The organism is Sphingomonas sp. FG14, assembly GCF_057809675.1.
Map to the genome: position 1 here is coordinate 79844 of NZ_JBMDKK010000011.1, position 22198 is coordinate 102041.

21 protein-coding genes and 1 tRNA gene are annotated in these 22198 nt (G+C 67.3%); 10 read left to right on the forward strand and 12 right to left on the reverse strand.

All coding sequences use genetic code 11. From position 1 onward, the window contains the following. Nucleotides 1-113: 113 nt before the first annotated feature. The 5 genes from ACODTA_RS22110 to ACODTA_RS22130 all read left to right on the forward strand — a co-directional run bounded on the left by ACODTA_RS22110 (nt 114) and on the right by ACODTA_RS22130 (nt 3312). Nucleotides 114-653 (forward strand): sigma-70 family RNA polymerase sigma factor, encoded by a 540-nt coding sequence (locus ACODTA_RS22110; protein ID WP_489068683.1) that lies wholly within the window; start codon nt 114-116, stop codon nt 651-653. Continuing rightward, a complete protein-coding gene (locus ACODTA_RS22115) occupies nt 650-1291 on the forward strand; it encodes a DUF1109 domain-containing protein (protein WP_489068685.1) in 642 nt (213 codons plus the stop codon). Before ACODTA_RS22110 ends, ACODTA_RS22115 begins: the two co-directional genes overlap by 4 nt. A 95-nt stretch (nt 1292-1386) precedes the next feature. Then, the gene (bufA2, locus tag ACODTA_RS22120) at nt 1387-1653 is read left to right on the forward strand and encodes a BufA2 family periplasmic bufferin-type metallophore (protein ID WP_489068687.1); all 267 of its coding nucleotides are present in this window, start codon (nt 1387-1389) and stop codon (nt 1651-1653) included. A gap of 58 nt (nt 1654-1711) precedes the next feature. Beyond that, nucleotides 1712-2545 (forward strand): MNIO family bufferin maturase, encoded by an 834-nt coding sequence (bufB, locus tag ACODTA_RS22125; protein ID WP_489068689.1) that lies wholly within the window; start codon nt 1712-1714, stop codon nt 2543-2545. Next, complete coding sequence (locus ACODTA_RS22130; protein WP_489068691.1) at nt 2542-3312, forward strand: HvfC/BufC family peptide modification chaperone; 771 nt, start codon at nt 2542-2544, stop codon at nt 3310-3312. Before bufB ends, ACODTA_RS22130 begins: the two co-directional genes overlap by 4 nt. Nucleotides 3313-3365: 53 nt before the next feature. Here ACODTA_RS22130 and ACODTA_RS22135 read toward each other — a convergent pair whose 3' ends face one another. The 6 genes from ACODTA_RS22135 to ACODTA_RS22160 all read right to left on the reverse strand — a co-directional run bounded on the left by ACODTA_RS22135 (nt 3366) and on the right by ACODTA_RS22160 (nt 10648). Beyond that, on the reverse strand, nt 3366-5399 hold the full coding sequence (locus ACODTA_RS22135; RefSeq protein WP_489068693.1) for a DUF3857 domain-containing protein: 2034 nt from the start codon (nt 5397-5399) through the stop codon (nt 3366-3368). A gap of 197 nt (nt 5400-5596) precedes the next feature. After that, nucleotides 5597-5673 (reverse strand) — tRNA-Arg (locus ACODTA_RS22140). A 63-nt stretch (nt 5674-5736) separates the two neighbouring features. Next, nucleotides 5737-6141 (reverse strand): hypothetical protein, encoded by a 405-nt coding sequence (locus tag ACODTA_RS22145; protein WP_489068695.1) that lies wholly within the window; start codon nt 6139-6141, stop codon nt 5737-5739. A 17-nt stretch (nt 6142-6158) separates the two neighbouring features. Then, the gene (nth, locus tag ACODTA_RS22150; protein ID WP_222989209.1) at nt 6159-6812 is read right to left on the reverse strand and encodes an endonuclease III; all 654 of its coding nucleotides are present in this window, start codon (nt 6810-6812) and stop codon (nt 6159-6161) included. Continuing rightward, entirely contained in the window at nt 6809-7537 is a 729-nt protein-coding gene (dapB, locus tag ACODTA_RS22155; protein ID WP_489068697.1) for a 4-hydroxy-tetrahydrodipicolinate reductase, read from the reverse strand. The genes nth and dapB overlap by 4 nt, the downstream gene beginning before the upstream one ends. A gap of 210 nt (nt 7538-7747) precedes the next feature. After that, entirely contained in the window at nt 7748-10648 is a 2901-nt protein-coding gene (locus ACODTA_RS22160) for a TonB-dependent receptor plug domain-containing protein (RefSeq protein WP_489068699.1), read from the reverse strand. Between the two features lie 407 nt (nt 10649-11055). Here ACODTA_RS22160 and ACODTA_RS22165 point away from each other — a divergent pair, with 407 nt between their 5' ends. After that, on the forward strand, nt 11056-11760 hold the full coding sequence (locus ACODTA_RS22165) for an NAD-dependent deacylase (RefSeq protein WP_489068701.1): 705 nt from the start codon (nt 11056-11058) through the stop codon (nt 11758-11760). 286 nt (nt 11761-12046) lie between these two features. Here the strand turns inward: ACODTA_RS22165 and era are convergent, their stop codons facing one another. The 6 genes from era to ACODTA_RS22195 form a co-directional block, all read right to left on the reverse strand. Then, a complete protein-coding gene (era, locus tag ACODTA_RS22170; protein WP_489068703.1) occupies nt 12047-12952 on the reverse strand; it encodes a GTPase Era in 906 nt (301 codons plus the stop codon). Between the two features lie 70 nt (nt 12953-13022). Continuing rightward, a complete protein-coding gene (gene rnc / locus ACODTA_RS22175; RefSeq protein ID WP_489068770.1) occupies nt 13023-13700 on the reverse strand; it encodes a ribonuclease III in 678 nt (225 codons plus the stop codon). Then, nucleotides 13697-14518, reverse strand: a complete 822-nt coding sequence (gene lepB / locus ACODTA_RS22180; RefSeq protein ID WP_489068705.1) for a signal peptidase I — start codon at nt 14516-14518, stop codon at nt 13697-13699. Before lepB ends, rnc begins: the two co-directional genes overlap by 4 nt. Nucleotides 14519-14673: 155 nt before the next feature. After that, a complete protein-coding gene (locus ACODTA_RS22185) occupies nt 14674-14799 on the reverse strand; it encodes a hypothetical protein (RefSeq protein ID WP_489068707.1) in 126 nt (41 codons plus the stop codon). Next, nucleotides 14796-15995 (reverse strand): MFS transporter, encoded by a 1200-nt coding sequence (locus ACODTA_RS22190; protein ID WP_489068709.1) that lies wholly within the window; start codon nt 15993-15995, stop codon nt 14796-14798. Before ACODTA_RS22190 ends, ACODTA_RS22185 begins: the two co-directional genes overlap by 4 nt. Next, the gene (locus ACODTA_RS22195) at nt 15992-16405 is read right to left on the reverse strand and encodes a MarR family winged helix-turn-helix transcriptional regulator (protein ID WP_489068711.1); all 414 of its coding nucleotides are present in this window, start codon (nt 16403-16405) and stop codon (nt 15992-15994) included. The genes ACODTA_RS22190 and ACODTA_RS22195 overlap by 4 nt, the downstream gene beginning before the upstream one ends. Before the next feature lie 114 nt (nt 16406-16519). Between ACODTA_RS22195 and pgi the strand changes: the two genes are divergently transcribed. From pgi to ACODTA_RS22215, 4 genes are all read left to right on the forward strand, one after another. Then, nucleotides 16520-18040, forward strand: a complete 1521-nt coding sequence (gene pgi / locus ACODTA_RS22200) for a glucose-6-phosphate isomerase (RefSeq protein WP_489068713.1) — start codon at nt 16520-16522, stop codon at nt 18038-18040. A gap of 53 nt (nt 18041-18093) precedes the next feature. Beyond that, the gene (locus ACODTA_RS22205) at nt 18094-19650 is read left to right on the forward strand and encodes a carboxylesterase/lipase family protein (protein ID WP_489068715.1); all 1557 of its coding nucleotides are present in this window, start codon (nt 18094-18096) and stop codon (nt 19648-19650) included. Between the two features lie 125 nt (nt 19651-19775). After that, nucleotides 19776-21122: a glutathione-disulfide reductase gene (gene gorA, locus ACODTA_RS22210; RefSeq protein WP_489068717.1), complete on the forward strand. Its 1347-nt coding sequence runs from the start codon at nt 19776-19778 to the stop codon at nt 21120-21122. A 55-nt stretch (nt 21123-21177) separates the two neighbouring features. Then, a complete protein-coding gene (locus ACODTA_RS22215; RefSeq protein ID WP_489068719.1) occupies nt 21178-22197 on the forward strand; it encodes an NAD-dependent epimerase/dehydratase family protein in 1020 nt (339 codons plus the stop codon). The last annotated feature ends 1 nt before the right edge of the window (nt 22198 follow it).

Here is a 22198-nt window from a genome sequence, read left to right on the forward strand (position 1 = left end):
GCCCGGTCTTCGGAAAATGCGCGGCGCGGGTTACAGGTCGTGGCCGGAGAATATTTTTCGCCGCCGCTGTAACCGGCGGCCGGCCGGGCGCGAATATGCGTGCGGGAGCGTGAATGAGAACTGGCGAGGATCAATTGCGTGCGTGGATGGTCGGCGGCCTTGACGGCAGCGCCGCCGACCATGCCGCGCTGCTCCGCGCGCTGGTTCCGCTGCTGCGCGCCTTTTACCGTCGGCGCGCGCGCGGCGGCGAGGACGATATCGAGGATCTGGTGCAGGAAACGCTGATCGCCGTTCACACGCGGCGCGCCACTTATGATCGCGGCCGCCCGTTCAGGGCCTGGCTGTTTGCGATCGCCCGTTACAAGATGATCGATCATTTTCGCCGCGGCCACCGGCTGGTCGCGGTGGACGGGCTGGAGGACATGCTGGTCGCCGAGGATTTCGTGGAGGCGAGCCATGCGCGGATGGATGTGGAGGGATTGCTGGAGACGTTGCCGCCCAAACAGGCATCCGCCATCCGATCGACGCGCATCGACGGCCACAGCGTCGCGGAGACGGCCGCCGCGGCGGGCATCGGCGAATCCGATGTGAAGGTTTCCGTCCATCGCGGGCTGAAGGCGCTGTTCGCGCGTGTGCAGGGGGAACGGCCGTGAACACCGATCGGCTGATCGAACAGCTCGCGCGAGACGTGCCGCCGGTCAGCCGGCATCCGGTGATGCGGCGGATCGCGATCGGGCTGTTGGGCGGCGCGCTGGTCTCGGCGGCGCTGATGATCATCTTCATGGGCGTGCGGCCCGATCTGGGCGCGGCGATGCTCGGCGGCGCCTTCTGGATGAAATGGGGCTATGTGCTGTCGATCTCGCTGCTCGCGGCGGGCGCCACGCTGAAGCTCGCCAGACCGGACACGGGCGGCATACGCTGGCTGTGGCTGCTGGCGGTGCCGGTGGTGCTGCTCGCCGGTTTCGGCATCGCGGAAATGCTTCGCGCGCCCCAGGCGATGTGGCTGTCGATGTGGCTGGGCCATAGCTGGAAAACCTGCCCCTGGCGCGTGCTGGCGCTGGCGGCGCCGATCTTCATCGGCCTGCTCTGGTCATTCCGGCGCCTCGCGCCGACCCGGTTGCGCGCGGCGGGCGCGGCGGCGGGGCTGGCATCGGGCGCGTTCGCGGCGATGGTCTATTGCCTGCATTGCCCCGAAGTGTCGGCGATCTTCGTGCTGACCTGGTATTCGCTGGGCATCCTGCTCGCCGCGACGATCGGCGCGTTGCTGGGGCCGCGCCTGCTGCGCTGGTGATCGCTGATAAATCAGCGAGGCGTGTAACCGCGCGCGCGGCTGTTCCGAAGAGTCGGATGCCAGTTCGGCATAATCCGTCTTCAAGGAGTGAACAGATGATCACCGCCCGCACGGGGCTCAGCCTCGCCGCCACCGCCGCCGTCATCGCCGTGACCGCCGCGGCGCCCACCGCCCCCGCCTTCGCGAAGGCCGGCGCGGCGAAGGTCCATTGCTATGGCATCAACAGTTGCAAGGGCACGTCGGACTGCAAGACCGCGAAGAATGACTGCCGGGGCCTGAACGACTGCAAGGGGCAGGGCTTCAAGGAAGTGACTGCGAAGCAGTGCAAGGCCGGGGGCGGCAGCCTGACCGAACCGAAATGACCGGATGCGCCCGGCCGCGCCGACGCGGCCGGGCCATTCCATATCATGAGGCAAGGACATGGATATCGAATCCCCGCATCGTTTCGGGCTCGGCCTGAGGAAGCCGCATTACGAGCATTTCCTGGCGCACGAGGTCGATGTCGATTTCGTCGAGGTGATCTCGGAGAATTTCATGGTCGATGGCGGGCGCCCGCTCCAGGTGCTGCGGCGCGTGCGCGAGGCGTATCCGGTCGCGCTGCATGGCGTGTCGCTGTCCGTCGGGTCGGCGGACGGGCTCGATCCCGCTTATCTGAAGCGGCTGCGCGCGCTGTCCGACATGATCGAGCCGCTGTTCGTATCGGATCATCTGAGCTGGAGCCGGATCGAGGGCTTCAACGCGCACGACCTGCTGCCCCTGCCCTATACCCGTGAAGCGCTCGATCTGGTCTGCGCCAATATCGATCGCGCGCAGGGCGCGATGGCGCGCGCGATGCTGTTCGAGAATCCTTCCACCTATATCGACTTTCCGGGCGCCGAGATGAGCGAGTGGCAATTCCTGGACGAGATGACGCGCCGCACCGGTTGCGGCCTGCTGCTGGACGTCAACAATATCGTCGTGAGCGCCGCCAATCACGGCTTCGATCCGATCGCCTGTCTCGACGGGATTCCGATGGACCGGGTGCGCCAGATCCACCTGGCCGGCCACAGCCAGGGGCGCGGGATGCTGATCGACACGCATGACCGGCCGGTGCCGCCGTCGGTGTGGGATCTCTACGCGCAGGTCCTGCCCAGGATCGGCCCGGTTGCGACGATGATCGAACGCGACGACGATATCCCGCCGCTGCCGGACCTTCTGGCCGAACTGGACGTCGCGCGCGCCGTCGCGGCGCGCCGGCCGGTGATATGGGCATGAGCCTGATCGCGCTCCAGCGGGATTTCGCGGCCTGGCTGCGGACCGGGGACGACGCGGACATGGATCGTGTCTGGGCCGGTCATGCGGCGGGGCTTCGCGTCTACCAGAATAATTATCGCGCCCAGCTCGCCGCCTGCCTCGAAACCGGATTTCCGCGCACGCGGCAATGGATCGGCGCGGCGGCATTCCATCACGCGGTCGTCACACATGTCGATCGCGTGCCACCCAGCGCCTGGACGCTCGACGCCTATGGCCGCGACTTTCCCGGAACTCTGTCGCTGCTCCACCCCGACGACGCGGAGGTCGCCGAGCTGGCCTGGCTGGAACTGGCGCTGGAGGACGCTTTTGTCGCGCCGGACCATGATCTGTTCGATGCCGCGTCGATCGCGGATATCGATTGGGACCGGGCCGTGCTCCACCTGTCGCCGACGATCGATATCGGCGAACGCGCCACCAACGCCACGCTGATCTGGTCCGCGCTGTCGGACGGGCGGACGCCGCCGGCCGCCGAACGGTGCGACGACAGGGGCGCGACGCTGGTGTGGCGGGCGGAGGGCGTCTCGTGCTTCAGGGCGATCGATGCGCTGGAATGCGACGCGCTGGTCCTCGCGCGATCGGGCGCCGCTTTCCCCGCGATCTGCGCGCATATCGTCGCCGCGCGCGGCGAGGGCGATGGGGTCCGGATCGCGGGCGAGCAGCTCGGCCAATGGATCCGCGACGGGCTTGTCGTCCGCGTCGTCCAGGGGGAGCGGGCCGGTGCAGCCTAGGAAATGTGCTCTTCCGCACATTTCCAAACAGACTCTGAGCGCGCCCGCCGCGATCAGCGCAGCGCGGTGGGGGAGAGGCAGGGGACGGTGTCGGCCGTCCAATCGATATCATAGGTGGCCGGCACGCTCTTCCGGTCGCCGGCCGGGGCGTTGCGGCTGGCCGGATCGTAGGAGATCCAGCCCTTGCTGTTATCGAAATCCGGGATGCGGCCATTGTCGCGCTTCGCGGTGCCCGCGTCGATTTCCGGGCTGTCGACACGGGATCCACGGATCATCCGGATCGAATCGTCGCGGATTTCGAAGGCGCGATAATAGTTCCTGCCGAACATGAGCGTGTCGTAGCCGGACTTCGTCGACCAGTTGGCCGCCTTCGTCGCGGTCGGCAGGCGCACCGTCGTCACATGGCAATCAAATTCGGGCTTGCTGTAGAATGGCACTTCCTGATTCTGGTCGGAGGGCCGCATCCGCCTTTCGGGCGGGCTGAAGCCGCCGCCGGGCAGCGCCAGCGATTTGGCGCCTTCGCCGTCATCCTCCCAGTCCATCTGCGCTGTACCGCTGATCGTCAGCACGCTCGCGCCGGCCTTCTGATCGTAGCGCCATTTGACCTCGTCCACCGTCCGCCACCAATTGCCAATAAGCTGCTGGCGCAGGCCGCTCAGCAGTTGATCGTTGGTCAGGCCGGAGAACTGGACCTGTTGCTGAAGCCCGGCGATGCCGCGCATGATCATGGTGTTCGTCATCCGCGCCGGCTGGTCGAAGCCCGCGCGTGCATCGATCTCGTAAAGGCTGATCTCGTCCGGGCGCCTGGCCGGCGGCCATTCGAGGCGCTCGATCGAACCGCCCCGCTGGTTGAGCGGCAGCACCCAGCCATAGCGGAATACCGGCGTGGCGGCCGGCGGAGCGACGGGCGGAAGCGTGCCGTCCAGCCAATAGGTCGCGCCGCCGATCCGCGCCCGCACGATCACATGATCGAACATGCCGGGATTGGGCAGCCGTTCGTTCAGCCCGTCATCGCCGCCGCTGTTGTTGACGAGCACGGGCTCCGCCTCGATCCCCAGTTCGGCGAGCAGCGCCAGCAGCAGCACGGTCTTGCCCTTGCAATCGCCATAACGACGCTGCCAGGTCTCGTCCGCCGTGGCGGGCGTCAGGTTTCCGCCGTTGAGGCCGACATAGATGTAGCGGACGTCCTGCTGCACCAGCTTCAGCGCCGCGCTCGCGCGGTCGAGCGCGTCCGTATGCGCGGCGGCGATCCGGCTGGCCTCCTGCTTGATCGGCGATGCGCCGGGAAGCGCCGCCGCCTTGGCGTAGAGCGGCGCGAAGTGGCGCGATACGGCGGCCCAGTCGGCGAAGTCGCTATATTCGACGATGCGCTGCCATTGATATCGCGGCGGCGCATCCTTGGGCGGAACCAGCAGCGCCGGATTGTCGAACCGGAACTCGACGCTCCGCTCGCCCTTTTGCGCGATGTCCGTCATGTCGCGGGTCATCTTCAGATTGGGATTGCGGCTCTTGTCCCAGCTCAGCCCCAGCCGGAAACGGCCGGGCGCGGGATCGGGGCCGAGCAGGATCAGGCCGGCGTCGTTGTTGCCCAGCGTGGGATCATTCGTGGGGATGGTCAGGCCGAATTCCAGCTCGTCGCCGACGCGCAGGTCGGCGACGCGGAGCACCGCGGTCAGGTTGCCGTCGATCTTCGCGGCTTCGAGCTGATCCTCACGGCGCAGGATCTCGAACGACGCGTTCGCGAGGACGTCGATCGTCTCGCCCCCGCGATGGATCTTGATGACGTGCACCGTCGGCTTGCCGGACATGGGATTCCAGCCGATCGACAGATTGCCGAGCTGAAGCGCGTTGGGGTGGACGATCCTGATGCGATAGCCGAGATATTGCGCCTGCCCCTTTTCCCCCAGATGGATCAGCGCGTCCTGCCGGCGCACGAAGACAAGGCCGCCGGGGTTCTCGGGCACGGGCATGAGTTCGGATGGAACGGCCCAGGCCGGCGCGGGGCCGCGCTGGATCTGATCCTTCTGCGCATGAACCGGTCCGTGGGCGATCAGGACCGCCAGAGCAATCGAAACTGGAATACGCATCTTACCCCCGCGATTCCGCGCCATGATGTCCAGATTCGCCGAAGATGCAAGGCGCCTGCGCACGGGCGCGTTCCTTCGCGCGACTTGGGGGCGGGCGGCTTTCCATTCGGCGCGGCCAGTCATGATCCGGCCTGGCCCGCTTTTATTCGGGGGAGATGACGATCGGAATTGCAGGATTGTCCGCGCGGTAGACGGGGTGGCGCACCCAAGAGGATTCGAACCTCTGGCCTCTGCCTTCGGAGGGCAGCGCTCTATCCAGCTGAGCTATGGGTGCATGCACGCCGGGCGGCAAGCTTCGGCGCGCTTAGCAAAGCCTTGCGCGCTTGGCGAGGGATTTTCAGCGCTTGGGTTTGCTCTTCGCCAGCGTGACCGGCTGGAACTGGCCCAGGCCGCAGCTTGGGCCGGAAACCGAGATCGGCGTGCGGATCACCGTGATGATGTCGGTCGAGCAGAGCTGGCTGATCGAGGTCTGGTAGGAGAATCGCTCCTCGAAGCCCAGCGAGCCGCAGTCATAGGGCAGGGTGTTGCGATAGACCTTGCCGCCGGACATGTGGAAATCGATGATCCTGTCGCCGTGCACCCGCGTTTCGCGGATCTGCTGGATCGGGATGCAGCTTTGCGCCTTGCCCGCGGGCGTCGCGGCGGGGATGGCGCCCCGATCCTTGCGGGCCTGGGCGGATCCGGCGCCGAATGTGGCGGTGACGGCGAAGGCGGCGGCGGCGAAGATGATGGCGCGTGTCACGACTCGTCCTTTCCTGCTCATCCGCGAGCGTGCGCCGGCGGAGGTGTCTTTGGCCTGAACGCGCAAAGGTCGCTGACGATGCATCGCCAGCATTCGGGCTTGCGCGCCTTGCAGACATAGCGGCCGTGCAGGATCAGCAGGTGATGCGCGGGCAGGCGGAAGGGCTGGGGCGTTTTCTTCTCCAGCCCCTTTTCCACCGCGAGCACCGTCTTGCCGGGCGCGAGGCCGGTGCGGTTGCAGATGCGGAAGATATGTGTGTCGACCGCGAAGGTCTCCGCCCCGAAGGCGGTGTTCATCACGACATTGGCGGTCTTGCGGCCAACCCCCGGCAGGCGTTCCAGCGCGTCGCGGTCCGCCGGTACCTCTCCGCCATGATCGGCGATCAGCATCTCGGACAGGGCGATCACGTTCTTCGCCTTGGCGTTGAACAGGCCGATCGTCTTGATGTGCTGCTTCAGCCCCGCCTCGCCGAGCGCGACCATCTCCTCGGGCGTGGTCACCTCCTGGAACAGGCGGCGCGTGGCCTTGTTCACCCCCGCGTCGGTCGCCTGCGCCGACAGCACGACCGCGACGAGCAATGTGTAGGTGTTGACATATTCAAGCTCGGTCTCGGGCGCGGGATTATCCTCGTGCAGGCGCGAGAAGAACTCGAAGATATCGGCCTTTTTCACAGCCCGAGCACGTCCGCCATGCGGTAGCGCCCGGCCGGCTTGCCCGCCAGCCACAGCGCCGCGCGCACCGCGCCGCGCGCGAAGATCTCGCGGCTTTCGGCGCGGTGATTGAGCTCGATGCGCTCACCCTCGCCCGCGAAGACGACGAAATGGTCGCCCGCGACCGATCCGCCGCGCAGCGCCGCGAAGCCGATATGCCCCTCGGCGCGCGCGCCGGTCATGCCGTCGCGGCCGCGATCGCTGCTGGCGGCCAGATCGATGCCGCGCCCTTCGGCGGCGGCCTGCCCCAGCAGCAGCGCGGTGCCGGAAGGGGCGTCCACCTTGTGGCGATGGTGCATCTCGGCGATCTCGATATCCCAGTCCGGCCCCAGCCGTTCCGCCGCCTGGCGGACGAGCGCCGCGAGCAGCGTGACGCCCAGCGAGGTGTTGCCCGTCTGGAGCACCGCGACATGGCGCGCGGCGTCGTCGACGGTCTGGTGATCGTCCGGCCCCAGCCCGGTGGTGCCGATCACGATCGGCACGCCCGCCGCCACCGCCGCGCCGACATTGCCGACCAGCGCCCTGGGCACCGAGAAATCGACGAGCACATCGCTGGCGCGGGCCAGTTCCAGCGCATCGCCGCCCGCGTCGATGCCGCCCGCCAGCGTCGCGCCCGTGGCGGCGATCGCATCGGCGATGGCCTTGCCCATCCGCCCCGCGCTTCCGATGATTCCGATCCGTGTCATGCCTTAAGTCCCGCGTGCCCGTGTGTCGGCTGCTTCATGGGCGACATCGCGGGCATCCGCAACCGGACACAAAAAAGGCGGCGGCCGAAGCCGCCGCCGGGGAATGGATCCGCCGCCCATGGGGGCAGACGGCGGACGCCAGTCACTTCTTGCCAGGGTGCGGGGATGCCGACGCATCCGCACCCTGGAACGCTCAGACGCCGCGCGGGCTTAGAACGACACGCGGACGCCGCCGATGAACTGCCGGCCGATCACGTCATAGACGTGACGCGCCGTCGCCCAGTCGTAACCGGTGATCGGCGGATCGGTGTTGAGCAGGTTCAGGATCGTACCGAACAGCGCGATCTTGCTGTCGCTGCCCGCCGGACGGAACAGCGTCACTTCGCCCGAAAGGTCGAGATAGAGCCGGCCGTTGACATAGAGCTTGTCGGTGATCTGCGCGGGATAGGGCTTGGTCGCCACCGGCTTGTCGCGGGTGACGATGCCGCCGCCGACATAGCGGCCGGTCAGGTTCACGTTGAACTGATCGGTGCTGTAGCCGGCATTGGCGGTGACGCGCACATGCGGCGATCCGTTGATGCCGTCGATGAACACCTGCGACAGCGCGCCCGCCATTTCGGTCTTCACGCCGCCGTCGCCGATCAGCGTCAGCTTGTTGACGTAGTTGGCCAGCACGCGGAAGTCGAGATTGCCGTCCCAGAAGCTGGTCCGGTAACGCGCCTCGATATCCATGCCCTCGGTCTTGATCGACTGGAAGTTGACCGGGGCCAGCTTCACGCCGGAGATGCGGCCGCCGCCGGCGTCACGCGTGATGAGCAGACAGGCGCCGACATCCGCCTGATCGTTGCAGCGCGTGATGATCTGCTGCGCGCTGAGCGCCGCGACCGCGCCCTCGATGCTGATATTGTAATAGTCGATCGAGATCTGGAGGTTGCGCGCCGGCGACAGCACCAGGCCGCCGGTGAAGGTGTTCGCGATCTCCGGCTTCAGGAACGGGTTGCCCGACGAGGTGCCGGACACCGAATAGTTCTCGCCGCGCGCCGAGTCGGTGATCGTGTAGATCAGCGTCTGGCCCTGAGCGAACAGTTCCTGGATGTTAGGCGCGCGGATGTCGCGCGAACGCGTGGCGCGCAGGCGGACGACGTCGTTGACGGTGTAGTTGGCGCCGATCTTCCAGGTCTCCACCTGGCCCGACGTGCGATAGTCAGTGATACGGCCGGCGAGGTTCAGGTCGAAATTCTTCGCCCAGGGCTGATCGCGGAAGATCGGGATCAGCACTTCGCCGAAGGCTTCCTTCACTTCCTCGGTGCCCGAGAAGGGAATGGTGTTGCCGACGCGGAACACGGTGGCGCCGCCCGGGCGGCTCGCCGAAAGCGGATCCGCCTTCACGTCCACGTCGAACTTGCGCCAGTGCACGCCCGCCGCGATGGCGAACGGACCGGCGGGAAGCTCGAAGGGCGTGCCGCGGATGATGAAGTCCGCGGTCTGCTGCTTCATGTGCCAGTCGCGGATCGAGTTGCCCGTGATGTAATCGAGCGCGGCGGTCTGCTCGCCGGGCAGGATCTCGCCGAACAGGTTGAGCGGAACGCAGCCATTGGACGGGTCGGTCAAGGTCGAGCGGCAGATCGGATCGACCACGCCCGGCGTGCGCGGATCGTCGATCGCGTCGACGGCGCGCTGCCAGTTGGCGGTGATGCGGGCGCCGGCGAAATCGGTATAGTCGCGACCCTTGCCGTACGCATAGGACGCATCATAGCTCCATCCGCCGCCGATATTGCCGCGCAGGCCGATGATGCCCTGCCAGTTCGTCGCCTTCTTGTTGATATAGCCGCGCGCATAGTCCTGAAGGGCGCGGCCCATCACGAAGTTGGTGATCGTCGGGTTGGCGTTCAGGATGTTGCGCACCGACGTCGGGATATAGACGTTGTCGCGCTGGATCGTGATCTGGTCGTTGCCGGTGATCGAGGGTGCGTTCTTGATGTCCGAACGCGCATAGCTGCCGGTGGCGTAGAGCGTCGCCGCGTCCGAGAATTCGAACTCGCCCGATGCGATGGCGGACCAGCGTTCATAGGGCTGTTTCAACACCGCGTCGCAGATGCCGCAGACGCCGTCGCCGCCCGAGTGCGAGTTGGCGCTCTGCACCGTGCCATAGTTGAACGCGGAGGTCTGGCCGCCGCGCAGGAACTGCGTGCCGCGCAGCAGCGCGGTGCCGTTGCCGGTGGCGCTGTTGATCAGGCCGCCATAGGACGCGATCGAGCTGCGCGGCTGGTTGACGAGCACGAAGCTCGGCTCGCCGTTGGTCGTGGTGCTGGCGGGGTTGGTGATGACCGCATAGTCGCCCCATTCGCGGCCGGCATAATCGGGAATGCCCTTGCTGCCCGCGATTTCGCCGCCGACGATGATGTGGCCGCGCCCGTCGGCGAAGCTGGTGCCCGCCGCGAAGCTGCCGAGATAGCTCTTGTTGTCGCCATAGTCGCTGAGGCCGTACTGGCCGCTCGCGCGCACGCCCTGCAGCTTGTGGTCGATCTTGAAGTTGACGACGCCCGCGACCGCGTCCGAACCATAGGCGGCCGATGCGCCGCCGGTCACGACTTCGGCGCCGCTGATCACCGATTGCGGGACGTTGTTGATGTTGACGACGCCTTCGGGCGACGACGGCGTCGGGCGCTTGCCGTCGACCAGCGTCAGCGTGCGCAGATAGGTGAGGCCGCGAAGATCGAGATAGTTGCCGCCCGACAGCTTCGACAGGTTCGTCGTCGCTTCGGGGGTGACGCTGGCCTTCAGCGCGGGAAGCTGGTTCAGCGCATCGGCGATGTTGGGGGCGCCGACGCGTTCGAAGTCGGCGGTGCTGACGACGGTGACGGGGGTTGGCGTATCGAAGCCGGTACGGGCGATCTGCGAGCCGGTGACGATGATGTCCTCACCGGTTTCGACCTCGGCCGCCTGTGGCTGCTGTGCATGGGCCTGGCCTGCGATGCCCAGCGCGGCGCCCGCCGCGAGCATCATGAGCGAGCGCGAAAGCCGCTGCACCCCGAAATCCCCGGCGAGGGCCGTGCCCGCCATCATCGCGCCAGCGGCGCGGCGCCTGTCGGCCGAAACAATCTTAGTCATCTTCATTATCCCCCTTTTTTCGATTTTACGCCGATCAAGCCTCCTCCGGCCGTTCACCCCTGTTGTGAAACCGGCGCATTTTCGATTCTGAAAACTTTTTCTCAATTTGAAGAATGGGCGTCAAGTGCTAAACGCGCTTTATTGTGCAATGCCGAAAAACCGCCAAAAGCCAAGGATTTCGGTGTTTGCGCGGCGTTCGCGGCGCAATGGGGCGGGCCTGATCGGCATGATCGGGGATGATCACGTCCCAACCGCCGATGAAAAGTCCGGATGCGAGAAAATCCAGTAAATCCGGGCCTTTCGTGGCGATATTTTCAAAGATCGAAAATCATCCGCACGACCCTTGCGGCGTGCGCGGCGATGGCGCCCGCTTTGCGGTGGTCGACCGATCGTCTATTCCCGGCGCCATGTCCGACATCCGCAACATCGTCATCCTCACCGGCGCGGGGATTTCCGCCGAAAGTGGGCTCGCCACCTTTCGCGGGCCGGACGGGCTGTGGGAAGGGCATCGGGTGGAGGATGTCTGCACGCCCCAGGCGCTGGCGCGCGATCCCGACACGGTGCACCGTTTCTACGATGCGCGCCGCGCCGCGCTCGCGACGGTTTCGCCCAATCCCGCGCATGACGCGCTGGCGCGGCTTGACGCCGAATGGCCGGGCGAACTGCTGATCGTCACCCAGAATGTCGACGACCTGCACGAACGCGCGGGCGCGAGGCGGCTGCTGCACATGCATGGCGAGCTGCGATCGGCGCTGTGCACGGCCTGCGGCCGTGCCGAGCCCTGGGACGGGCCGATGGGGCAGGGGCGGCGCTGCGGCGGCTGCGGCACGCCGGCGCTGCGCCCCGACATCGTCTTTTTCGGCGAGATGCCGTACGAGATGGAGCGGATCGAACGGGCGCTGTCGGTGGCGGACCTGTTCGTCTCGATCGGGACCTCCGGCGCCGTCTATCCCGCCGCCGGCTTCGTCCAGACCGCGCGCCACCATGGCGCCCGCACCCTCGAGCTCAACCTCGATCCCTCCGCCGGCAGCTTCCTGTTCGAGGAGACGCGCCAGGGGCCGGCGAGCCTGCTGGTGCCGCGATGGGTGGACGAGCTTTTCGCCGCGCGCTGAGCAGGATCGGGCGCGCCGCGCGGGTTGACGTCATGGCGGCGAACCCGCCTGCATGATTCATGGGGCTTGCATTTCCGTACGAATGGGGAAACTATCCTCCAAAATAGTCTGGGGACGAGGATAGATGCGCTCATTGTTGCGCCGGCAAGGCGACTGTATTCTGATCGGCACCTTCGCGGCCATTGCCTGGGTCGCGTTGATCGGAACGATCGTCCTGAAATTCTGACCGGCTGAAATCCCGCCGAACCATGATCCCGCGCGCCGGGAAGCCTGAACGGCTGGCGCGTCAGTCGACCCAGTCCAGCCCGATATCGCGGTAGACGCCGCGATCCTCTTCCCAATCGGGCTTCACCTTGACGTGCAGATACAGATGGACGCGCACGCCCAGCAGCGTCGACAGTTCGGCGCGGGCGCGGCTGCCGATCTCCTTCAGCCGCTGGCCGCCCTTGCCGAGGATGATCGCGCGCTGGCTGGTACGGCCGACCAGGATCTGCTGGTGGATCTCGACCGATCCGTCCTTGCGTTCCTCGTATTTCTCGGTTTCGACGACACAGGCATAGGGCAGCTCCGCATGGAGCTGGAGGTAGAGCTGCTCGCGCGTCACCTCGGCCGCGAGCATCCGGTCGGTCGCGTCGGACACCTGATCCTCGGGGAAATGCCACGGCCCCTCGGGCATCGCCGCGCCCAGCGCGGATTTGAGGTCGGACAGGCCGTCGCCCGTCGTCGCGCTGATCATGAAGATCTCGTCGAAACCGAGCTGCGCGTTCAGCCGCTCGGCATGGACGAGCAGCCGCGCCTTGTCCGCGATATCGACCTTGTTGAGGATCAGGATCTTGCGCTCTGACCGGCCCTTTAGCACCTCGACGATGCTCGTCACCTTGGGGCCGAGCCCGGCCTTCGAATCGACGACCAGCGCGATCAGGTCCGCGTCCTGCGCGCCGCCCCAGGCGGCGGCGACCATCGCGCGGTCCAGCCGGCGGCGCGGTTCGAAGATGCCGGGCGTATCCACCAGCATGATCTGGTTGGCGCCGTCGATGGCGACGCCCATCAGCCGGGTGCGCGTCGTCTGCGCCTTCGGGCTGACGATCGCCACCTTCTGCCCGACGAGCGCGTTGACCAATGTCGACTTGCCCGCATTGGGGGCGCCGACCACGGCGACGAGGCCGCAACGTTGTTGATTGATGTCGTTCACGGAACCCGCCTTCGCGCGAAACCGCGCGCGAGGCAAGGAAGCGCTGACGATCAATCGGCCCGGTGCCGCGTCAGTCGCCTGATTTCAGCTTCGCCAGCAGCGTTTTCGCGGCGGCGGTCTCCGCCTCCTGCTTCGACGTGCCGGTCGCGCTCGCCTCCGCCAGCTTGCCGATCGAGACGGTGACGGTGAACACGGGCGCGTGATGCGGGCCGGACCGATCGGTGACGGTATAGGTGGGTGGGCGACGGTTATGCGCGGCCGCCCATTCCTGCAGCGCGGACTTGGGATGGCGCGGCGCGCTTGTCTGCGTGTCGATCAGATCGGCCCAGGCGCGGCGGATGAAGGCGCGCGTCGCGCCCAGCCCCGCTTCCAGCCACAGCGCGCCGATCAGGGCCTCCGCCATGTCGCCCAGGATATTGTCGCTTTGCGCGGCGCCGTCGTCGCGCGCCTGCTTGCCCAGCCGCATATGCGGCACCAGCCCGATCCGCCGCGCCACCTCCGCGCAGGTCTCGCCTGCCACCAGCGCGTTGAAACGGGGGGAGAGCTTGCCTTCGGGTTCGTCGGGGAAGCGTTCGAACAGCCAGTCGGCCATGACGAGGCCGAGCACGCGATCGCCCAGGAATTCCAGCCGTTCGTAATTGGTCGTGCTCTGGCTGCCATGCGTTACCGCGCGCGCGAACAGCGCGGGATCGACCGGGCGGTGGCCCAGCGTGGCTTCGACCCAGTCGGAAAGATCGGGCGCGCTCAGAACCGTTCCCCGATCCGTTCCCAGCGCGCGGCGGTGAACCAGGTCCAGGGCAGCAGCCACGATGCCGAACCGTCGGTGGAAAAGACGCTGATCCAGGCGCGGCCGACCAGATTGGCCTCCGGCACCATGCCGATCGCCTCTCCGTCCTTGGCGGCGAAGCGGCTGTCCGCGCTATGATCGCGATTGTCGCCCATCAGGAACAACATGCCCTTGGGGACGGTGAAAACCTCGGTGTCGTCGCCGGGCGTGTCCTGTGCCGTGTCGAGCACCTCATAGCTTTTCCCGTTCGGCAGCGTCTCGCGATAGCGCGTGTAGCGGCACTGGCGGCCGCCCGGCGCCGTTTCCATCGACGCGTCGGTCAGGCATTTATTGTACGGTTTTTCGGGCAGCACGAAGTCCGCGATGCGCTCGCGCGGGATCGCGACATCGTTCAGGAACACCTGACCCTCGCGCACCTGGATCCTGTCTCCCGGCAGGCCGATCACGCGCTTGATATAATCCTGGCGCTGATAGGGCGGCGCCTTGAACACCACCACGTCGCCGCGCTCGGGCGTGCTCGCCAGGATGCGGCCGGGGATCAGCGGCACGCTGAACGGCAGCGAGTAGCGCGAATAGCCATAGCTCCATTTGGAGACGAGCAGATAATCGCCGACCAGCAGCCGCGGCATCATCGATTCGGACGGGATGTTGAACGGCGCCGCGAAGAAGCTGCGGAACACGAAGACGAAGATTCCCAGCTTCAGCAGGAAGATCATGAAGTCGGCGGTTTCCGACCGCTTCTTCTTGCGAGGTCCGGTCTTGGTGGTCTGGTCGCTCATGTTCGTGCTTTGCGGCGCGCCCGCCGAGGCGTCAAGCGACGCGGTGCATGGTTATACGCGATCTCGAAGATGCTGGCGCATCCTCGATCGGTTCGCTCAAGCGCCGCGCGGGCTGATACCGGGTCTCGGCGAGTCAGGCTCGTCGAGACCCGGTATCACAGGCAATAGAGGATCGCGCCCTGCAGCCAGATCATCACGCCCTGGCTGCGCCACAACAGCCAGCCCGTGGCGATCAGCGGCGCCGCGATCGCGGCGGCGACGAGCGCGCCCCGCCGCGTCATGCGGCAAGCGGGCGGCGCACCAGCGGCGCGTCGCGGATCGGCAGATGGACGATCGCGGCCATCGCGGCGAGCGCGACCGAGGCGATCCAGGCGGCGTCGTACGATCCCATGCGATCGAACATATTGCCCGCCGCCCAGGCGCCGAAGAAGCTGCCGACCTGATGCGACAGGAAGACGATGCCGCCGAGCATGGAAAGATGCCGCACGCCGAAGATCTGGCTGACCAGCCCGTTGGTGAGCGGCACCGTGCCCAGCCACAGGAAGCCCATCGCGGCAGCGAAGGCGAGCGCCGTCACATTGGTGAGCGGCAGCGCCAGGAACAGCACGAACACCAGCCCGCGCGCGGCATAAAGGCCGGCGAGCAGATAATGTTTGGGATAGCGATCACCCGACAGGCCGAAGGCATAGGATCCAAAGATGTTGAACAGCCCGACCAGCGCCAGCGCGGTCGCGGCGATCGCGGGCGGGATCTGCTTGTCCGCCAGATAGGCGGGGAAATGCGTGGCGATGAAGGCGATGTGGAAACCGCAGACGAAGAAGCCGGCATTGAGCAGCCAGAAGCTGCGCACGCCCGACGCCTCGCGCAGCGCCTCGCCCACGCTTTGCGCGGGGCCGTCGCTGTCCAGCGCGCGCGGCTTGCCCGCCACGCCGATCGCGAGCACGGCGGCCAGCCCGATCAGCCCCGCCAGCGCGATGAACGCCATGTGATAGCCGAGCTGGCCGAGCAGGAGCTGCGCGCCGGGCACGACCAGGAACTGGCCCACCGATCCGCCCGCCGTGACGATGCCGAACGCCATCGTCCGCCGTTCGGGCGGGACGACGCGGCCGACCGCGCCGAGCATCACGGTGAAGGTGACGCCGGTCATGGCGAGGCCGACCATGAAGCCCAAGGTCAGGTGGATGCCCATCGCGTCGGTGGCGTATGCCGCACCGACGAGCCCGGCGACATAGAGCAGCGCGCCCGCCAGCGTGACGCGGCCTGCGCCATGCTTGTCGGCGATCGCGCCGACAAAGGGCTGGGCAAGGCCGAGCATCAGGTTCTGGATTGCCAGCGCCAGCCCGAAATCGGACCGGCCGATATCGAGCGCCGGCCCCATCTGCGGCAGGAACAGGCCAAAGGACTGGCGCACGCCCATCGCCAGCGTGACGACGGCGGCGGCGCAGATCACCACCGTCCAGGGGGAACGGGTGTTCACGGGCGAATCTCCTCGATCCGGTCGAGCAGCGCGAACAGCGCCTTCCGATCCGCCCCCAGCAGCGTGTCGATACGATGTTCCGCCGCTTCCCAGGCGGGCAGGCAGCGCGCGATCGCGTCCTTGCCCGCCGGCGCGATCTCCACGATCCGCGCGCGCTGGTCGCCGCCGTCGGCCGCGCGCACCAGCCCCTGTTCGCGCAGCGCGCCGACGGTGCGGCTGATCGTCGTCCGGTCATGCCCGGTGCGTTCGGCGAAGGCGGTCAGCGAGCATGGGCCGGAGCGGTCGAGCAGGCGCAGCAGCGAGAATTGCGGCGTCGACAGCCCCGATCCTTCGAGCGCGGCGTCGTAAAAGGCCGTGACCGCGCGCGCGGAGCGGCGCAGCTTCGTACAGGCGCAAACGGTGGGCAACATGATTCGTGCATATACACGCATGTTCGCGGCGATCAATGGTCGCGATACGATCAATGGACGTTTCCACCGGCGGGCACAAAATCTATTGTCGCGCCGCAGCAAGGAGAATCGAAGATGGGTGAAGCCGCAGCGAATGGGGCAGCGAACTGGGCGGCGATCGACGGCGCGGGACGGCCCACGCTCGCCGAGATCTTCACCGCCGAGCCCGACCGGCTCTCGCGCCTCGCGCTCGACGAGGCGGGCATCCGCTTCGACTGGTCGAAGACGCATCTGACCGCCGGGCTGATCGACGATTTCGCGGCGCTGGCCGATGCCGCCGGGCTGGCCCGCGCCCGCGACGCGATGTTCGCCGGAAAGCCCGTCAACGTCACCGAGGGGCGCGCGGCCGAACATTGCGCCGAACGCGGAGAGGGCGCGCCCGAAAGCGTGATGCGCGCGCGTGCGCTCCATGCCCGGATGCGCGCGCTGATCGACGCGATCGAGGCCGAGGCCTTCGGCCCGATCCGCCATATCCTGCATATCGGCATCGGCGGTTCGGCGCTCGGGCCCGATCTGATCGTTGACGCGCTCGGCCGCGATTCGAACCGCTACGACGTCGCGATCGTCTCCAATGTCGACGGCGCGGCGCTGGAGGAGGCGTTCGCGCGCTTCGATCCGTCGGCCACCCTGCTCGCGATCGCATCCAAGACCTTCACCACCACCGAGACGATGCTCAACGCCGAAAGCGCCATCGAATGGATGGCCGAAGCCGGGGTGGAGGATCCCTTCGGCCGGATCGTCGCGCTCACCGCCGCGCCCGACAAGGCGGTGGCCTGGGGTGTCGACGAGACGCGTGTGCTGCCCTTTTCCGAAAGTGTCGGCGGGCGCTATTCGCTCTGGTCGTCGATCGGCTTTCCCGCCGCGCTCGCGCTGGGCTGGAACGCGTTCGAGGAATTGCTGGAGGGGGCGGCGGCGATGGACCGCCATTTCCGGCTCGCGCCCTGGTCGGCCAACGCGCCGGTGCTCGCCGCCTTCGCCGATCTCTATTATGCGCAGGTGCGCGGCTGCGAGACGCGCGCGGTGTTCGCCTATGACGAGCGGCTGCGCCTGCTGCCCAGCTATCTCCAGCAGCTCGAGATGGAATCGAACGGCAAGCGCGCCACGGCGGACGGACGGCCGCTCGAACGGGCGAGCGCGCCGATCACCTGGGGCGGGGTGGGCACCGATGCGCAGCATGCGGTGTTCCAGCTTCTCCACCAGGGCACGCATCTGGTGCCCGTCGAGTTCGTCGCCGCGATCGAGCCGGGCGATGCGCTGGCGGAGGATCATCACCGCCAGTTGCTGATCAACTGTTTCGCGCAAGGGGCGGCGCTGATGGCGGGCCGCGCCAGCGATGATGCGGCGCGCGACTATCCCGGCGATCGCCCGTCGAGCACGATCCTGCTCGATCGGCTCGATCCCACGACGCTGGGCGCGCTCATCGCCTTTTACGAGCACCGCACCTTCGCCAACGCGGTGATGATCGGGATCAACCCCTTCGACCAGTTCGGCGTCGAGCTGGGCAAGGAGATCGCGCGATCGATCGGCAGCGAGGGCACGGCGCGCTTCGACGCATCGACACGCGCGCTGATCCAGCGTGCCGGCCTGGATACCTGATGCGCCTCGATACATGATACGGCTCGGGACATGACCGGAGGGGAGAGGGGCCGATGACGACGCGACGCGAACTGATGGCGGCGGGCATCGCCGCCGCCCTGCTGCCCAACGTTGCTCATGCGCGGATGACACCGGTGGCAAGTGCACCCTGGGGCGATTTCGAGGGCGAGCGGGCCAATGGCGTCGAGCGTTACCTGGGCATCCGCTATGCCCGCGCGCGCCGTTTCGAGGCGCCGGTGGCGGTGCCCGCCGCGCCGGGCGAGGCGGTGGCTGCCCGCGCCTTCGCCGCGTCCTGCCCGCAGCGCGGCGGCCGGTACGACATGGTTTCCGAGGATTGCCACTTCCTCAATATCTGGACGCCCGCCGCCGAACCGCGCGCGCGCCGCCCCGTGATGGTCTATTTCCATGGCGGCGCCTATTCGACGGGCAGCGTCGTCACCCCGCTCAACGACGGCGCCGCGCTCGCCGCCGCGCAGGACGTGGTGGTCGTCACCGTCAACCACCGGCTCAACGCCTTCGGCTATCTCTATCTCGCGCGGCTGGATCCGCGTTTTCCCGACAGCGGCAATCTGGGCCAGCTCGACCTGATCGTCGCGCTTCGCTGGATTCGCGACAATATCGCGGCGTTCGGCGGCGATCCCCGGCGCGTGATGGTGTTCGGCCAGTCGGGCGGCGGCGCGAAGATCGCGACGCTGATGGGCATGGCCGCCGCCGCCGGCCTGTTCCATGCCGCCGCCACGATGAGCGGCCAGCAGGTGACCGCATCCGGCCCGCTCAACGCCACGGCCCGCGCGCGGGCCTATCTCGCGCGGCTGCGCGTGGCGGAGGGAGACCTGTCGCGGCTGGCGGCGATGCCGGCCGAACGGCTGGTGGAGGCGCTGGACGCGGAGGATCCGATCCTGGGCGGCGGCGTCTATTTCGGGCCGGTACTCGACATGAAATGGCTGGTCCGCCATCCGTTCTGGCCTGACGCCGACCCCCGTTCGAACGCGATCCCGATGATCCTGGGCAATACGCGCGACGAGACGCGCGCCTTCGTCCCGCCCGATTCGGAAAAGCTGAAGGGGCTCGACTGGAGCAATCTGGCGGCGCGCATGGCGCCCGAGCTGCGCATGGACATCCTGCCCGAATGGGTGATCGCCCAATATCGCGCGCATTTCCCGGCCGATACGCCGCTGGACATCTTCTATCGCGCGACCACGGCGGGGCGGAGCTGGCCGGGCCAGGTGATCGAGGCCGATGCCCGCGCCGCCGCCGGCGCGCGCGCCACCTGGGTCTATCAGCTCGATTTCGCGTCGCCGGTCGATCCCGCGCGGGGCGCCGGTCATGCGCACGACATTCCGCTGGTGTTCGGCACGCTGGGCGCCGCCGGATCGCTCACCGGAACCGGCGCGGCGGCGCGGCGGGTGAGCGGAGCGATGATGGCGGCGTGCGCGGCGCTGGCGCGCACGGGCCGGCCGGTGGCGCGGGGCGTGCCGGCATGGCCCGCCTATCGCCTGCCGCACCGGACGACGATGATCTTCGACGCCGTCACGCGCGCCGAGGACGATCCGCGCCGCTGGGAACGCGAACTGTTCGCGCGTGTCCCCTATATCCAGCCGGGAAGCTGATCGCGGATCACCGGCTCGATCGCGACGATGCGGAAAAGCCGTTTGTTCGATCAGGCGGCAATCCCTAGATAACCCCCATCATCGTCGTCCCGCCTTCGCGGAGATGACACCGGAAGGAAGCCCCGATGCCCAGCTACGACTATGACCTGTTCACGATCGGCGCGGGATCGGGGGGCGTGCGCGCCTCGCGCGTCGCCTCGGCGCATGGTGCGAAGGTCGCGGTGGCGGAGGAATATCGCGTGGGCGGCACCTGCGTGATCCGGGGCTGCGTGCCCAAGAAGCTGCTCGTCTATGGCGCGCATTTCGCGGAAGACCTGAAGGACGCGCGCCGCTTTGGCTGGAACGTGCCCGATTGCAGCTTCGACTGGAGCGTGCTGCGCGACAATGTGCTCGCCGATGTCGACCGGCTCGAGAAAGCCTATACCGAGACGCTGGGCAACCATAAGGTGGAGGTGATCCGCGAGCGCGCGGTGGTGAAGGGGCCGCACGAGATCGAACTGGTATCGGGCCGGAAGGTGACCGCCGGCAAGATCCTGATCGCGACCGGCGCCTGGCCGCTGATCCCCGACGTGCCCGGCGCGGAACATGGCATCACCTCCAACGAGGTGTTCAACCTGCCCGAACTGCCCAGGCGCGTGGTGATCGCGGGCGGCGGCTATATCGCCAACGAGTTCGCCGGCATCTTCAACGAATTCGGCAGCAAGGTGACGATCGTCAACCGCTCCGACGCGATCCTGCGCGGCTATGACGAACAGATCCGCGACCGGCTGCTCCAGATCTCGATGATCAAGGGCATCGAATTCCGCTTCAACGCGCCGTTCGAGAAGATCGAGAAGCTGGAAGACGGATCGCTGCGCATCTTCATGCAGGGCTGCGATCCGATCGAGGCCGATTGCCTGCTCTTCGCCACCGGCCGCCGCCCCAAGAGCGACGGCATCGGGCTGGAGGACGCGGGCGTCGCGCTGAACGAGAAGGGCGCGGTGATCGTCGACGAGGACAATCGCACCAGTGTCGACAGCATCTATGCGGTGGGCGACGTCACCGATCGGGTGCAACTCACTCCGGTCGCGATCCGCGAGGGCCAGGCCTTTGCCGACACCGTGTTCGGCGAGAAACCGCACCGCGTGGATTATGGCTGCATCCCCAGCGCCGTGTTCAGCCATCCGCCGCTGGCGGGCGTGGGCATGACCGAGGGGCAGGCGCGCAACAAGCTCGGCTCTATCAAGGTCTACCAGTCCGATTTCCGGCCGATGAAGAATGTGCTGGCGGGCCGCAACGAACGCTCGCTCTACAAGATGATCGTCGATGCCGCGAGCGACCGCGTCGTCGGCCTGCACATGATCGGCCCCGACGCGCCGGAGATCCTGCAGGCCGCGGCGGTGGCGGTGAAGGCGGGGCTGACCAAACAGGCGTTTGACGATACCGTGGCGCTCCACCCCAGCATGGCCGAGGAACTGGTGTTGCTGAAATAAGTTGCTGATCGCAACCTAGTGAACTATCCTCCGCCGATCGGGGACGGAGGGCGCGATGGCGGCTGGCACGGTTCTGGTGACGGGCGGGAGCGGCTATCTTGCCGGCTTCCTGATCAGGCGGCTGATCGCGGACGGCTGGTCCGTCCATGCGACGATCCGCGATCTCGCACGTGAAGGCGATGTGCGCCGCGCGCTTTCAACCGACGATAGCCGGCTGCGCTTCTTCGCCGCCGATCTGATGCGCGACGATGGCTGGGCGGACGCGGCGGCGGGCTGTGCGCTGGCCGCCCATGTCGCATCCCCCTTTCCCGCGACCGCGCCCAGGCATGAGGATGATCTGATCGTGCCGGCGCGCGAGGGCAGCTTGCGCGTGCTGAGGGCGGCGCGCGACGCGGGTGTGGCCCGCGTGGTCGTGACATCGTCTGCCGCCGCCATCGCCTATGGCCATGGCAAGGGGAACCGGACCTTCAGCGAGCGCGACTGGACCAACATCGATGCGCCGGGCGTCTATCCCTATATCAAGTCGAAGACGATCGCCGAGCGCGCCGCGCGCGACTGGATGGCGGCCGAGGGCGGCGGGATGGAATTCTGCTCGATCAATCCCACCGCGATCCTGGGGCCGGTGTTGGGGAATGATTATTCCACCTCGCTCGAACTGGTGAAGAAGCTGCTCGAAGGCGCCTTTCCCGGAACGCCCGATTTCGGTTTCGGCATCGTCGATGTGCGCGACCTCGCCGATCTGCACGCGATGGCGCTGACCGTGCCGGGGCTGGATGGAGAGCGGTTCGCGGCCTCCGGGCGCTTCATGAAGCTGAACGATATCGCGCATGTGCTGAAGGCGCGGCTGGGCGCGGAGGCGCGCAAGGTGCCGACGCGCAAGCTGCCCGACTGGCTGGTGCGCATCGTCGCGCGCTTCGATCCGATGGTGCGACAGGTGGTGTCCGAACTCGGCAATGTCCGCGACATCGATGCGAGCCATGCCCAGGCCGTGTTCGGCTGGCGGACGCGCGACGAGGCCGACACGATCGAGGACACCGCGCGCAGCCTGATCGCGCGGGGGCTGGTGAAGGTCTGAC

What these genes read in the sequence shown, in the direction of transcription:
- pgi (WP_489068713.1), top strand. Translation starts at nt 16,520, where the DNA reads ATGGGTGAAGCCGCAGCGAATGGGGCAGCGAACTGGGCGGCGATCGAC.
- ACODTA_RS22160 (WP_489068699.1), bottom strand. Translation starts at nt 10,648, where the DNA reads ATGACTAAGATTGTTTCGGCCGACAGGCGCCGCGCCGCTGGCGCGATG.
- bufB (WP_489068689.1), top strand. Translation starts at nt 1,712, where the DNA reads ATGGATATCGAATCCCCGCATCGTTTCGGGCTCGGCCTGAGGAAGCCG.
- ACODTA_RS22185 (WP_489068707.1), bottom strand. Translation starts at nt 14,799, where the DNA reads ATGACGCGGCGGGGCGCGCTCGTCGCCGCCGCGATCGCGGCGCCGCTG.
- ACODTA_RS22195 (WP_489068711.1), bottom strand. Translation starts at nt 16,405, where the DNA reads ATGTTGCCCACCGTTTGCGCCTGTACGAAGCTGCGCCGCTCCGCGCGC.
- ACODTA_RS22110 (WP_489068683.1), top strand. Translation starts at nt 114, where the DNA reads ATGAGAACTGGCGAGGATCAATTGCGTGCGTGGATGGTCGGCGGCCTT.
- gorA (WP_489068717.1), top strand. Translation starts at nt 19,776, where the DNA reads ATGCCCAGCTACGACTATGACCTGTTCACGATCGGCGCGGGATCGGGG.
- bufA2 (WP_489068687.1), top strand. Translation starts at nt 1,387, where the DNA reads ATGATCACCGCCCGCACGGGGCTCAGCCTCGCCGCCACCGCCGCCGTC.
- ACODTA_RS22130 (WP_489068691.1), top strand. Translation starts at nt 2,542, where the DNA reads ATGAGCCTGATCGCGCTCCAGCGGGATTTCGCGGCCTGGCTGCGGACC.
- ACODTA_RS22215 (WP_489068719.1), top strand. Translation starts at nt 21,178, where the DNA reads ATGGCGGCTGGCACGGTTCTGGTGACGGGCGGGAGCGGCTATCTTGCC.
- dapB (WP_489068697.1), bottom strand. Translation starts at nt 7,537, where the DNA reads ATGACACGGATCGGAATCATCGGAAGCGCGGGGCGGATGGGCAAGGCC.
- ACODTA_RS22165 (WP_489068701.1), top strand. Translation starts at nt 11,056, where the DNA reads ATGTCCGACATCCGCAACATCGTCATCCTCACCGGCGCGGGGATTTCC.
- lepB (WP_489068705.1), bottom strand. Translation starts at nt 14,518, where the DNA reads ATGAGCGACCAGACCACCAAGACCGGACCTCGCAAGAAGAAGCGGTCG.
- ACODTA_RS22135 (WP_489068693.1), bottom strand. Translation starts at nt 5,399, where the DNA reads ATGCGTATTCCAGTTTCGATTGCTCTGGCGGTCCTGATCGCCCACGGA.
- ACODTA_RS22205 (WP_489068715.1), top strand. Translation starts at nt 18,094, where the DNA reads ATGACGACGCGACGCGAACTGATGGCGGCGGGCATCGCCGCCGCCCTG.